At 66.9% G+C, this 13,527-nt stretch carries 12 protein-coding genes; 7 read left to right on the top strand and 5 right to left on the bottom strand.

Features of this window, described 5'->3' with window-relative positions; genetic code table 11:
* Positions 1-7: 7 nt before the first annotated feature.
* Positions 8-1,183: a 3-hydroxy-9,10-secoandrosta-1,3,5(10)-triene-9,17-dione monooxygenase oxygenase subunit gene (gene hsaA, locus ACWPOC_RS03790; protein WP_120281307.1), complete on the bottom strand. Its 1,176-nt coding sequence runs from the start codon at positions 1,181-1,183 to the stop codon at positions 8-10.
* A gap of 191 nt (positions 1,184-1,374) precedes the next feature.
* Between hsaA and ACWPOC_RS03785 the strand changes: the two genes are divergently transcribed.
* The 7 genes from ACWPOC_RS03785 to ACWPOC_RS03755 all read left to right on the top strand — a co-directional run bounded on the left by ACWPOC_RS03785 (position 1,375) and on the right by ACWPOC_RS03755 (position 9,281).
* Entirely contained in the window at positions 1,375-2,523 is a 1,149-nt protein-coding gene (locus ACWPOC_RS03785; RefSeq protein ID WP_455408031.1) for a Rieske 2Fe-2S domain-containing protein, read from the top strand.
* Between the two features lie 2 nt (positions 2,524-2,525).
* Positions 2,526-2,888: a hypothetical protein gene (locus tag ACWPOC_RS03780; RefSeq protein WP_174246941.1), complete on the top strand. Its 363-nt coding sequence runs from the start codon at positions 2,526-2,528 to the stop codon at positions 2,886-2,888.
* Positions 2,889-3,066: 178 nt separating this feature from the next.
* Positions 3,067-4,779: a 3-oxosteroid 1-dehydrogenase gene (gene kstD, locus ACWPOC_RS03775; RefSeq protein ID WP_183070635.1), complete on the top strand. Its 1,713-nt coding sequence runs from the start codon at positions 3,067-3,069 to the stop codon at positions 4,777-4,779.
* A gap of 40 nt (positions 4,780-4,819) precedes the next feature.
* Positions 4,820-5,680 (top strand): MaoC/PaaZ C-terminal domain-containing protein, encoded by an 861-nt coding sequence (locus tag ACWPOC_RS03770; RefSeq protein WP_120281303.1) that lies wholly within the window; start codon positions 4,820-4,822, stop codon positions 5,678-5,680.
* A 34-nt stretch (positions 5,681-5,714) separates the two neighbouring features.
* Positions 5,715-7,460, top strand: a complete 1,746-nt coding sequence (locus tag ACWPOC_RS03765) for a cholesterol oxidase substrate-binding domain-containing protein (RefSeq protein WP_120281302.1) — start codon at positions 5,715-5,717, stop codon at positions 7,458-7,460.
* 70 nt (positions 7,461-7,530) lie between these two features.
* Complete coding sequence (locus ACWPOC_RS03760) at positions 7,531-8,580, top strand: alpha/beta hydrolase family protein (RefSeq protein WP_455408030.1); 1,050 nt, start codon at positions 7,531-7,533, stop codon at positions 8,578-8,580.
* An 86-nt stretch (positions 8,581-8,666) separates the two neighbouring features.
* The gene (locus tag ACWPOC_RS03755) at positions 8,667-9,281 is read left to right on the top strand and encodes a flavodoxin family protein (RefSeq protein ID WP_019290163.1); all 615 of its coding nucleotides are present in this window, start codon (positions 8,667-8,669) and stop codon (positions 9,279-9,281) included.
* A 27-nt stretch (positions 9,282-9,308) separates the two neighbouring features.
* Here ACWPOC_RS03755 and ACWPOC_RS03750 read toward each other — a convergent pair whose 3' ends face one another.
* From ACWPOC_RS03750 to ACWPOC_RS03735, 4 genes are all read right to left on the bottom strand, one after another.
* Positions 9,309-10,097, bottom strand: a complete 789-nt coding sequence (locus ACWPOC_RS03750) for an ABC transporter permease (protein ID WP_172415019.1) — start codon at positions 10,095-10,097, stop codon at positions 9,309-9,311.
* 11 nt (positions 10,098-10,108) lie between these two features.
* Positions 10,109-11,086 (bottom strand): ATP-binding cassette domain-containing protein, encoded by a 978-nt coding sequence (locus ACWPOC_RS03745; RefSeq protein ID WP_455408029.1) that lies wholly within the window; start codon positions 11,084-11,086, stop codon positions 10,109-10,111.
* A gap of 93 nt (positions 11,087-11,179) precedes the next feature.
* A complete protein-coding gene (locus ACWPOC_RS03740) occupies positions 11,180-12,013 on the bottom strand; it encodes a mycofactocin-coupled SDR family oxidoreductase (protein WP_455408028.1) in 834 nt (277 codons plus the stop codon).
* A gap of 107 nt (positions 12,014-12,120) precedes the next feature.
* Positions 12,121-13,527: a DUF2252 domain-containing protein gene (locus ACWPOC_RS03735; RefSeq protein ID WP_120283917.1), complete on the bottom strand. Its 1,407-nt coding sequence runs from the start codon at positions 13,525-13,527 to the stop codon at positions 12,121-12,123.

Here is a 13,527-nt window from a genome sequence, read left to right as displayed (position 1 = left end):
TCCACCCCTAGACCATCGTGTCGGTGATCGGCAGGCCGAATTCGGCGGCACCGAACATCACGTAGGCGCGTTCGGCGTCGTTGGCGGCGTGCACACGACCGGCGTGCGCGTCGCGCCAGAAACGCTGGATGGGTGTGCCGTCCGCGAGTGCGGTGGCACCCGAGTTCTCGAAGAGACGATCGATCGACGTGATGGCACGGCCGGTCGCGCGGACCTGGTCGCGACGTGCCCGCAGACGCAGTTCCATCGGAACCTCCTCGCCGGCGAGGAGGTGGGCGTACTCGTCGGCGACGTTGCCCGACAGCTGGCGCCAGGCCGCGTCGATGTCGCTGGAGGCCTCGGCGATGCGCACCTTGGCGAACGGATCGTCCTTGGCCTTCTCACCCGCGTACGCCGCACGGACACGCTTGCCCTGGTGTTCGACGTGGGCCTCGTACGCGCCGTAGGCCATGCCGACGATGGGCGTCGAGATGGTGGTGGGATGGATGGTGCCCCACGGCATCTTGTAGACGGGCGCGGTGTTGCGCTCGAGCCCGGGCGAGGCGAGATCGTTCATGGCCTTGAAGCTGAGGAAACGGTGGCGCGGGACGAAGACGTCCTTCACCTTGACCGTGTTGGATCCGGTGCCGCGCAGACCGACCACGTGCCACACGTCGTCGATCTCGTACTCGGAACGAGGGATCAGGAAGCTGCCGAAGTCGACGGGGCGGCCGTCCTTGATGACCGGGCCACCGACGACGACCCAGCTCGCATGGTCGCATCCGGACGACCACGCCCACGCACCGTTGACCTTGTATCCGCCGTCGACGACCTCACCGGCGCCCATGGGCGCGTAGGACGACGAGATGCGGACGTCGGTGTCGTCGCCCCAGACCTCTTCCTGGGCCTGCTGGTCGAAGAGTGCGAGGTGCCAGTTGTGGACGCCGATGATGCCGGAGACCCATCCGGTCGAGCCGCATGCGCTCGCGATGTTGCGCACCGCGGTGAAGAAGGTGACGGGATCGGCCTCGTATCCACCCCACTGGGCCGGTTGCAGAAGTTTGAAGAAGCCGGCCTCCTGGAGCTCCTTGATCGAGTCGTCGGGCACCCGGCGCAGATTCTCGGCCTCCTGCGCACGTTCTCGCAGCGTAGGCAGCAGAGCGTCGATCCGCTGCAGTACCTCGTGGCTGTCGTGGTCACCCACTGGACGCTCCCGTCTGTTCAGGAATTGATCGCTTGTACCGAGACTAGAACATGTTCTTATTCGTGTCGAGACTCGGCACACTCGCAGGTAGACAATCCCTACGGCGGGACCAAAGTCCCCGAACCCTTCCCCTCGCGACGCGAATTCTATAACGTGTTCTAGAAGAGATTTCCGGAAGGAAGTGAGCGGACATGGCACAGATTCGCGAGATCGACGTCGGAGAGGTCCGGACGCGTTTCGCGCGAGGCTGGCACTGCCTCGGCCTCAGTCGCACGTTCAAGGACGGCAAGCCTCACGCCGTCGAGGCCTTCGGCACGAAACTCGTGGTGTGGGCCGACAGCAACGGCGACCTCGAGGTGCTCGACGCGTACTGCCGCCACATGGGCGGCGACCTGTCACAGGGCGAGATCAAGGGCGATTCGGTTGCGTGCCCGTTCCACGACTGGCGCTGGGGCGGCAACGGCAAGTGCACGGACATCCCGTACGCCAAGCGCGTTCCCCCGCTGGCTCGCACCCGTTCATGGATCACGATGGAGAAGCACGGCCAGCTGTTCGTGTGGAACGACCCCGAGGGAAACACTCCGCCTGCGGAGGTCACCATCCCCGAGATCGAGCAGTACGGCTCGGACGAGTGGACGGACTGGACCTGGAACCAGATCCTGATCGAAGGTTCCAACTGTCGCGAGATCATCGACAACGTCGTCGACATGGCGCACTTCTTCTACATCCACTACGCCTTCCCCACGTTCTTCAAGAACGTCTTCGAGGGGCACATCGCCGAGCAGTACCTCAACACCCGCGGCCGGCCGGACAAGGGCATGGCGACGCAGTACGGACTGGAGTCGACGCTCGAGTCGTACGCGGCCTACTACGGCCCCTCCTACATGATCAATCCGCTGAAGAACAACTACGGCGGGTACCAGACCGAATCCGTGCTGATCAACTGCCACTACCCGATCACGCACGATTCGTTCATGCTGCAGTACGGCATCATCGTCAAGAAGCCGCAGGGCATGTCACCCGAGCAGTCCGACGTGCTGGCCGCCAAGCTCACCGAAGGGGTCGGCGAGGGCTTCCTGCAGGACGTCGAGATCTGGAAGAACAAGACAAAGATCGAGAATCCCCTGCTGTGCGATGAGGACGGTCCGGTCTACCAGCTCCGTCGCTGGTACGAGCAGTTCTACGTCGACGTCGCCGACGTGACGGAGAAGATGACGGGCCGATTCGAGTTCGAGGTCGACACCGCCAAGGCCAACGAGGCCTGGGAGAAGGAGGTCGCCGAGAATCTCGAGCGCAAGAAGCGCGAGGAAGAACAAGGCAAGCAGGAAGCGGAGGTGTGACGATGAGTGCCTCGACCCGGCGGAGCAGCTGGGCGAAGTCCCCGGACTTCTCCCAATGGCCCGAGCGGGCCGAGGCCGTCGCCGCCCAGACCGCGATCGACAAGATCAACTATCTGGATTCGGGTCAGCACGAGGTTCAGTGCCGCGAGTGCGGCACCTGCGTGCTGGTGCGCAAGAACAGCCTGTCGCACACGAGCGTGCAGTGGCAGGACGATCCGGACACCGTGTGCCCGACCTTCCGCGAGACCGCCTCGCTCCGAGGCTCGTCCATCACACCGCGCGAGGGGTGTCCGCAGCTTCGGGAGAGCATCGACCGGGCCGTGCTCGACGGCACCCTTCCCGTATCGGACGGATCGCCCACCTGACCGATTCCGACCCCGATCGACCCCGCGACGGCACCGTCCCCATCGGACGGTGCCGTCGCTCGTCGTCGGCCGGCGATATCGCGTTCCAGTCCCGACGTCACTGCGTCTTCGCTTCACGTCCAGGACTCTTCGCATTCGGGGATGGACTCGGCACCGCCATTTCTATAACGTGTTCTACATGACGAAGCAGGAGTACGACATCGTTGTCGTCGGCAGCGGTGCCGGCGGAATGACCGCCGCCATCACCGCAGCCCGCAAGGGCGCCGACGTGGTCCTGATCGAGAAGGCGCCGCGCTACGGCGGGTCGAGCGCCCGATCGGGCGGCGGTGTGTGGATCCCCAACAACGAGGCACTGAAGGCCGCCGGGGTGGACGACACCCTCGAAGAAGCCCGGAAGTACCTCCACAGCATCATCGGCGACGACGTGCCCGCCGAGAAGATCGACACCTACATCGATCGTGGACCGGAGATGCTCTCCTTCGTCCTGAAGAACAGCGCACTCGAACTGCAGTGGGTGCCGGGCTATTCCGATTACTACCCCGAGGCGCCCGGCGGGCGTCCCGGTGGCCGTTCGGTGGAACCGACACCGTTCGACGGTCGCCGTCTCGGTGAGGATCTCGCTCTCCTCGAACCCGACTACGCGCGCGCTCCCAAGAACTTCGTCATCACCCAGGCCGACTACAAGTGGCTGAACCTGCTCATGCGGAACCCGCGCGGACCTGTTCGCGCCATACGGGTCGGCGCCCGTTTCGTCTGGGCGAACATCACCAAGAAGCACCTGCTCGTCCGAGGCCAGGCTCTCATGGCCGGGTTGCGGATCGGTCTGCGCGACGCCGGTGTACCCCTGCTGCTGGAGACGGCGCTCACCGATCTCGTCGTCGAGGACGGCGTCGTGCGCGGCGTCGAGGTGGTCGCGAACGGCGAGAAGCGCGTCATCCGTGCCCGCAAGGGCGTGATCCTCGCGAGCGGCGGTTTCGAGCACAACGCCGAGATGCGGGCGCAGTACCAGCGTCAGCCGATCGGCACCGAGTGGACCGTCGGCGCGAAGGCCAACACCGGCGACGGCATCCGCGCCGGACAGAAGCTCGGCGCCGCAGTCGATTTCATGGACGACGCCTGGTGGGGTCCGTCCTTCACGCTCACCGGCGGCCCGTGGTTCGCGCTGTCGGAGCGCAGCCTTCCCGGGTGCCTGATGGTCAACGCGGCGGGCAAGCGCTTCGTCAACGAGTCGGCGCCCTACGTCGAGGCGACGCACGCGATGTACGGCGGCGAGCACGGACGCGGTGAGGGACCGGGCGAGAACATCCCCAGCTGGCTGATCCTCGATCAGCGCTACCGCGACCGCTACACCTTCGCCGGAATCACCCCCCGCACCCCCTTCCCTCGCCGGTGGCTCGAGGCCGGAGTGCTCGTCAAGGCCGGTTCCCTCGCCGAACTCGCCGAGAAGATCGGGGTACCGGCCGATGCCCTCACCGAGACGGTGCAACGCTTCAACGGCTTCGCGCGTGCCGGCAAGGACGAGGACTTCGGCCGCGGCGAATCCCACTACGACCACTACTACGGAGATCCGCGCAACAAGCCGAATCCGAGCCTCGGCGTGGTCGACAAAGCCCCGTTCTACGCGTTCACGGTGGTCCCGGGCGATCTCGGCACCAAGGGCGGGCTCGTCACCGATGTCCACGGCCGGGTGGTGCGCGAGGACGGCAGCGTGATCGACGGCCTGTACGCGGCCGGCAACGCCAGTTCCCCGGTCATGGGTCACACCTACGCCGGGCCCGGCGCCACCATCGGGCCGGCGATGACCTTCGGTTATCTGGCGGCCCTCGACATCCTGGACCGCACGCGTGACGAACGTGCCGAGGAACTGCGAGAATCCGCCGACACCGTGTGACCCGATCGACCCGCGTTCGTGCCGTAGAAAGGAAGCGCCCGTGCCCATCGATCCCTCGGTTGCCGTCGGAGCCGAACTGCCCGCCCAGGAGTTCGAGTGGAGCAGCACCGATGTCCAGCTCTACAACCTCGGCATCGGCGCCGGGTCCCACCCCACCGACGCGGGCGAACTGCGTTACCTCCGGGACAAGGACCCCCAGGTACTCCCCACCTTCGCGACCGTCGCCGCGACCTTCCACCAGGTCGAGCCGCCGAAGGTCTCGTTCCCCGGGATCGAGATCGATCTCGCCAAGGTCGTCCACGGCAGTCAGGAGGTGACCGTGCACGCGCCCATCCCCGCTTCGGGCAAGGGCCGCACGATCACCCGTATCGCCGAGGTGTGGGACAAGGGCAAGGCCGCGGTCGTCGTGCAGGAATCGGTGACCGAGGATCTCGACGGCAATCCTCTGTGGACCGCACGGTCGTCGATCTTCGCCCGCGGTGAGGGCGGTTTCGGCGGTGAGCGTGGTCCGTCGGAGTCGGTGGAGTACCCCGATCGTGAGCCGGACGCCGAGTTCGACGTGCCGACCCTCCCGCAGCAGGCGCTGCTGTACCGGCTGTGCGGCGACCGCAATCCCCTCCATTCCGATCCCGAGTTCGCATCCGCGGCGGGCTTCCCGGCGCCGATCCTGCACGGGCTGTGCACCTACGGCATCGTGTGCAAGGCGGTGACCGACGGCCTGCTCGACGCGGACGCTTCGCGCGTGAAGGGATTCCGCGCCCGGTTCGCCGGCGTGGTCTTCCCCGGCGAGACCCTCCGAGTGCGCGTGTGGAACGACGGCGACCGCAAGCTCGTGACCGCCTCCGTCGTCGAACGCGACCTCGCCCCTGCCCTGGCCGACGTGGTACTCACCGTGGCGTGATCGCCACGCCCTCCCGAAAGAGCGACATTCGAATATGACACTTCGTGATTCGTCGCCGCGCCTGTCGCGGCGCGGCTTCCTCGCGGCCGGCGCCGGCGCGCTGGCGGTCTCCGCCCTCGGTGGGTGGACCCCGGTGCACGCCGTCCCTTCCGGGTCCGCGGCCTCGACGCTCCCCACTCCTCCGGCGTTCCCCGCCGGCATCGACCTCTACCAGCAGGCATACCAGAACTGGTCGAAAGAGATCATGCTGGACGCCATCTGGACCTGCGCGCCTCGCACCCCCGACGACGTGGTGCGCCTGGTGAACTGGGCGCACGAGAACGGATACACCATCCGCCCGCGCGGGGCCATGCACGGCTGGACACCGCTGACGATCGTCAACGGTGCACCCGTCGACCGGGTGATCCTCGCCGACACCATGCTTCACCTCAACGGGGTCCAGGTGAACCCCGGCGGCTCCCCCGCGACCGTCACGGCAGGTCCCGGCGCGACACTCGACGCCATCACCACGGCACTGCAGAACCACGGTCTCGGTCTCGCGAATCTTCCTGCGCCCGGCGTGTTGTCGATCGCCGGAGCACTCGCCGTCAACGCGCACGGTGCCGCGCTGCCCGCGAACGGCGAATCCACCCTTCCCGGGCACACCTTCGGTTCGCTGAGCAATCTCGTGACCGAACTGACGGCCGTCGTGTGGGACGGCAGTGCCTACGCGCTGCGCACCTTCACCCGCGCCGATCCCGAGATCACCCCGCTGCTCACGCATCTCGGCCGGACGTTCATCACGTCCGTCACACTGCAGGCCGGGCCGAACTACCGCATGCGCTGTCAGTCCTTCACCGACATCACCTGGCAGGAACTGTTCTCACCCGCCGGCGCGCCGGGACGGACCTTCGAGTCGTTCGTCGATTCGGCGGGTCGGGCCGAGGCGATCTGGTATCCGTTCACGGAACGTCCGTGGATGAAGGTGTGGTCGCTCGCACCGGAGAAACCGCCCACCTCGCGCGAGGTGACCGGACCGTACAACTACCCGTTCTCCGACAACGTGCCCGAACCGATCACCGACCTGCTGGGGCAGATCACGGCCGGGAACACGTCGATCGCACCGGCTTTCGGGCAGACCTACTACGGCGTGACCGTGGCCGGTCTCGCGGCGACGGGATCGTCCGACATCTGGGGCTGGTCGAAGGATCTGCAGTTCTACATCAAGGCGACCACCCTGCGACTGACCGAGGGTGGCGGTGCGGTGCTCACGAACCGCGCCAACATCGCCAACGTGATCCACGACTTCGCGCACTGGTTCTCCGAGCGCATCGAGCACTACCGCAGCCTGGGACAGTTCCCTCTCAACGGTCCGGTCGAAATCCGTTGCTGCGGACTGGATCGGCCGGAGGACGTCCTCGTCCCGTCGGCCGGACCGCCGACGATCGCGTCGACCCGTCCGCGTCCCGACCACCCGGACTGGGACACCGCCATCTGGCTCAACGTTCTCGGTGTCCCGGGAACTCCCGGCATGTTCGCCTTCTACCGGGAGATGGAGCAGTGGATGCGGCAGCGGTACAACGGAAGCGACTCGACCTTCCGGCCGGAATGGTCGAAGGGCTGGGCGTTCGGTCCCGACCTGCCGTACACCGACGAGCAGATCCTGACGCAAGGCCTGCCCGACACCTACCGGGAAGGTGTTCCGTCGGACGAGAACTGGGATTCGGCTCGCGCGGTCTACAACCGTCTCGATCCGCATCGGGTGTTCAGCAACACCTTCATCGACACCCTGCTCCCCTGATCTCCCACGGGCGTCCTCGCTCACCACGGGCACAGCGCAGTCCTTTGCTAGGGTTCGCACCATGCGGAACATGCGAAGGTGGATCGGTGCTGCTGCTGTGCCCGTGCTGGTTCTCGCGGGAGGTGTGACACTCGCGGGAACCGCGGTGGCCCTTCCCGACACGGGTTCGGTCGCCGTGTCGAACGGCACCGACGCCCCGGTGACCTTCGAGGCCGACGGCACCACCTTCCACGGCAGCCTCCGCAACCCGGACGGAGCCGCGGTCGCCGCCGCACTGCTGCTCCCGGGCAGCGGCCCCACCGATCGCAACGGCAACCAGCCCGGCTTCGCGTCCGACACCCTGGTGCGCACCGCGGACGCACTCGCCGCCCACGGCATCGCGAGCCTGCGCTTCGACAAGATCGGGGCCGGTGAGACGGGTCTCGGGTCCTACACGGTCGAGACCATCGGCGAGTACGGCTTCACCGAGCAGGTCGACCACGCCGAGGCGGCGGTGCGTCTGCTCGCCGAACGCACCGGAGTCTCCCCCGAGGAGATCCTCGTCCTCGGACACAGCGAGGGTGCACTGACCGCCCTCGCACTCGCCGATCGCGGTATCGGAAGCGGCTTCGCACTTCTCGCTCCGCTGCCGATGCGCTACCTGGACCTGCTGACCGTCCAGCTGAATGCCGTGGTGGATTCCGGGCAGCTCGGCCCCGACGGCGAGGCGGTCCGGGCCGACCTGTCGCGTGCCGTCGAGTCGCTGCGGACGACCGGGGCCTTCCCCACCGATCTGCACCCGATCCTCGCGCAGTTCGGCATGAACCCCGCGAACGCGAAGTTCCTCTTCGAGTCCGACCAGCTCGACCCGGCCGTGCTTGCCGCGGAGCTGGCAGCCGACACCCCGGTGCTGCTCACCTGCTCCGACAAGGACCTGAACATCAGCTGTGCGCAGGTCGAGCCGCTGCGGGACGCCCTCGCCCACACCGACCTGCAGTTCGAGCACTTCACCACCGCGAACCACAGCCTCGAGGAGCTCGGCCCGTTGCAGCCCGGCCCGGCCGACCAGATGGCGCTGCTGCCCACCTCGTTCGAGTTCTCGGCGGCGATCGACGGCTGGGCGGCCGCACGCGGTCGCTGACTGTCGTGCTGTAGGTGATTGTCGTGCTGTAGGTGATTGTCGTGTTGCAGCTGATTGTCGTGGTGTAACTCGGGTATCCCGGGCGCATGACAGCACTGCACGCCGTGGCCCTGAACTGCACGCTCAAGCCGTCCCCCGCCGAGTCCAGCACCGACAAAATGGTGGCGCACGTGTTCGACGCACTGTCGAAGCACGACGTCAGCGTCGAAACCGTCCGAGTCGTCGACTTCGACGTCAAGCCCGGTGTCGAAGCCGACATGGGCGACGGGGATCAGTGGCCGGAGATCGTCGAGCGCATCGTCTCGGCCGACATCCTGCTCGTCGCCACACCGACCTGGGTGGGACACATGTCGAGCGTCGCCCAACGTGTCCTCGAGCGGCTCGATGCCGAACTGTCGAACACCGACGACGAGAACCGTCCACGCATGGTGGGCAAGGTCGGGATCGCCGCAGTCGTCGGCAACGAGGACGGCGCGCACAAGATCGTCGCCGACCTGTTCCAGAGTCTCAACGACATCGGTTTCTCGATCCCCGCGCAGGGCTCGACCTACTGGAACGGCGAGGCGATGTCGGGCACCGACTTCAAGGATCTCGACGAGATCCCCGAAGCGGTGCGCTCGACCACCGAATCCGTCGCCCGCAACGCCGTGCACCTGGCGACACTGTTGCGTCAGCGCCAGTACGCGCCCTACCCGGGATGAGCCCACCCGCCGGCCGGACGCCGACCGTCAGCGGCTGACGGCCTTCTGGTACCTGCGGATCGCGAACGGCACGAACACGATCAGCATCAACGCTGTCCACATCAGCGACGCGAGGACCGGATTCTGCAGGGGCCACACGTCGGGCGGCGGCACCATGGGATTGGTGTTGCCGAACAGTTCGCGGACCGCCTGCGTGACCGCCGAGATGGGATTCCACTCGGCGATGACGCGCAGCACCGTCGGCATCGACGACGGGTCGACGAACGTGTTGGCGATGAACGACAGCGGGAAGATCACCATGAAACTCGCGTTGTTGAAGACCTCCGGTGTGCGGATCCACATGCCGATCACGGCCATCACCCACGACAGAGCGTAGGCGAACAGCAGCAGCAACAGGTAGCCGGCGAGCGCCTCGCCCAGCGAGGTGTTGATCCGCCACCCCACGAGGAGACCGGTCAACGACATCACCACGAGGCTGAGCACGTTGATCAGCACGTCGGTGCTGGTACGGCCGATGAGCACCGCGGACGGAGCCATCGGCAACGATCGGAACCGGTCGATGATGCCCTTCTGCAGGTCTTCGACCATCCCGAGGCCCGTCCAGGTGGACCCGAAGATGACCGTCTGGGTGAAGATGCCTGCGATGAGGAACTCCCGGTACGAGATGCCGGGGACGTCGATCGCACTGCCGAAGACGTAGGCGAACAACAGCACGAACATGATCGGCGACAACGTCGTGAAGACCAACAGATCCGGCACACGCTTGATCTTGATCATGTTGCGCTTGGCGATGGTCAGGCCGTCGGATGCGACCATCTCGAGTGTGTTCACGACACCGCCTCCTCGACCTTCTCGTCCGTCCCGCGACCGGTGAGCGTGAGGAACACGTCGTCGAGGGTCGGTTTCCGCAGAGCGACGTCGGAGACCCGGATGCCCGCGGCCGACAGCTTCCCCAGCGCCGTCACGAGCCCGTCGGTTCCGCCGCCCGAGTCGCCGCTGACCGGCACGGTGATGCGACCGGTGCTGCGCTCGACCCTGATCTCCCCAGCCGCCACCGATTCGAGCTCACGGACCGCTCGGTCTCGCTGATCGGCGTCGGTCACGGCGAGTTCGATACGTTCGCCACCGACGCGGCTCTTGAGCTCGTCGGCCGTGCCGCGGGCGATGACCGCGCCCCGATCGATCACGACGATGTCGTCGGCGAGGCGTTCGGCCTCGTCCATGTACTGCGTCGTCAGCAACAGCGTCGTGCCGCGCTGTACGAGGGTGTCGATGACGTCCCACAACCCGAGGCGCGCCCGCGGATCGAGACCCGTCGTGGGTTCGTCGAGGAACAGCACCGGAGGATCGGCGACGAGCGCACCGGCGAGGTCGAGGCGGCGTCGCATACCGCCCGAATAACCCTTCACCGGGCGATCGCCCGCTTCCTCGAGGTCGAACTGTTCGAGGAGCTCGCGGGCGCGGAGGCGACTCCGTTTGACGCCGAGGTGGTACAGCCGGCCGACCATCTCGAGGTTCTCGAACCCGGTGAGATATTCGTCGACCGCCGCGTACTGCCCCGACGCTCCGATCCGGGAACGAAGCTCCCGCGCCTCGGTGAGGACGTCGTATCCCGCCACTTCGGCGCGACCGGCATCGGGGACGAGCAGTGTCGTCAGCACCCGCACCGTGGTGGTCTTACCGGCGCCGTTGGGACCGAGCAGCGCGGTGACCGTCCCCTCCGGCACCCGCAGATCGACCCCGTCGAGCGCTCTGACCTGCCCGTATGTCTTGATCAGTCCTTCTGCAACTATGGCGTCGGCCATGAGTTTCTCCCTGACTGTGGTGGTGAGCACAGTGTGCACGAAGAGACCGACACGGTTCGACAGGTTTTCTCATCGCTCCGTCAGGCGGATCGCTCAGCCCGTCACCCGGGCGGCGTTGCCGGCATCGATCGGCAACACGGTGCCGGAGATGTGTGCGGACGCCTCGTCGGCGAAGAACAGGACCGCACGGGTAATCTCGGCCGGGTCGAGCCACGGCACCGGTTGTGCGTGCAGGGAGGCGAACACCGGAGCGACATCGTCGGCGGTCGGCTCTTCGAGGTCGGGCCGCAACATCCCGTAGAGCGCGTCGTTGTGGATCATCGGCGTGGAGATGTTGCCCGGGGCGACGGCGTTGACGGTGATGCCGTTCTGCGCGAGGTCCAGGGCCGCGCTCTTCGTCAGGCCGATCACGCCCCATTTCGACGCCGCATATGCGGCCATGTTGGTGTTGCCCGCTCGGCCGAGCATCGACGACACCGTGACGATGCGACCGTAGTCACGCTCGATCATCCCGGGCGCGACCGCGGCGACGGTGTTGAACACCCCGGTGAGATTGGACGAGATCGCTTCGTCCCACATCTGTTGCGGCATCCGGTGCACCGGTGCCGCCACCGACACCCCGGCATTGGCGACCGCGATGTCGATCCGCCCGAGTTCGGCGTGGGCGCGGGCGACCAGAGCGTCCATCGCCGGACGGTCGGCGGAGTCGAGTGTCGCCGAGACGACCCGGCGACCGGTCGCCTCGACGAGTCGCACCGTCTCCGCCAGGTCCTCCTCGGTCGCCAGCGGATATCCCACCACCGGTGAGTCGGAGCATCGGTCGCAGACGACCACGTCGGCCCCTGCTTCGGCGAATGCGACGGCGTGCGAGCGTCCTTGGCCTCGCGCCGCTCCCGTCACGAATGCGACCCTGCCCTCGAAACCCATCTTGACGTCCTTCCGTCGGCGCGTGATCGCCTCCCTTGTACCGCGCCGGGAGAGAGGACAGGTGAGTGAGTCCCGGACAGCGGACGTGTCCGGGACACGAACGGGGATCAGAGTCCGGTCCGGACCTTCACTCGTCCCTGTTCGACGGCCTCGTGCAGCGCCTGCAGGTCGCGTTCGTTGCGGTCGGCGTAGGACACCGCGAACGACGAGAGCGCCTCGTCGAACTCCTCGTCGGTGCCGAGATAGGCAGCCAGCGCGATCCGGTCGCCGGCCCGGGCGTGGGCGTAGGCGAGGACCCGGCCGCAGAGTCGGCCGTAGAGTTTCATGCCCTTGGGCACCATCTCCTCGATCACCGCCGAACCCTTGCCGTCGCGGAGTTGGCGTATGTAGAAGTCCCGGTTCACGCCGTCGGCTCCGGCACCCTGCTGCCAGCCGAGGAAGATGTCGCTCGCGGACTGCATCAGCCGCTGACCGTTGACGACGCGTTCGCCCTCGTTCCGGAAGGTCGGACCGTCGACGTAGTACGACAGCACCGACCGCTGGGCCTCCTTCGCCTGGAGGAACAGCGGATCGTCGTCGTCCGCGCCCCGCAGCAGGAGGATCCACGCCCGCGTGCCGACGCTGCCCACTCCGACGACCTTCCGCGCGGCCTGGACCAGTTCGAACTGTTCGAGGAGGACCCGGCGGTCCCACTGCAGCGTCGCCCGGTACGAGCGGACGCGGTCGTGCAGTTCGTCGTAGATCGCTTCGGCGTCGAGGTCGGCGAAGACCTCTTCGACGGGCACGATGAGCGGCGGGTCGCTGATGATCCGGCGGCGGCCGTCGGCGACGGTGGTGAGTTTCTCCAGCGCCTGGAGACTGTCGCGCTGTGAGGCCTTTTCGAGCGCCTTGCGGGTGCGCTTCTCCATCCGGGTGGTCAGCTTGTCGCCGAGCTCCGCCATCTCGGTGGTGGGATCGAGATGCGCGTAACGCACCGCCATGTTCCCGAGTTGCGCCTGTCTGCAGATGGTCTCGCGGTACTCCGCCGCACATGCGCGGGTGATCTTCCGGCGTTCCTTCGCGGTGAACCCGTTGTCGCGACCGGCGATCTCGAGGCTCGCGACCAGACGCTTGACGTCCCATTCGAACGGTCCCGGATAGGTCTCGTCGAAGTCGTTGACGTCGAAGGCCGTTCTGCGTTCCGGGGTAGCGAACAGACCGAAATTGCTCGCGTGGGCGTCGCCGCACAGTTGCGTGTGCAGACCGCTGTTCGGTGTGCGCGACAGGTCGTCGGCCATCACGAGCGCGGCGCCGCGGTAGAACGCGAACGCCGATGTCGCCATGCGGCCGTAACGCACCGGGACGAGCTGCGGAACGCGGGTCTGCGCCTGACTCTCGAGCAGGGCGATCGGATCCCGGGACGACTTCCCGAGTTCGGCGAGCGACTCGACGGGGGTGACCCTCCGAGCGGCGAGACCGTTCTGGACCCGCTGTTCGCGGGTCGGATGCACGACATGCCCGTCCGTGACCGACAC

The sequence above is a fragment of the Rhodococcus sp. 5G237 genome (assembly GCF_053764735.1).
The sequence above is the reverse complement of the archived record's forward strand: the minus strand, read 5'-3'. Positions and strand labels throughout refer to the sequence as shown.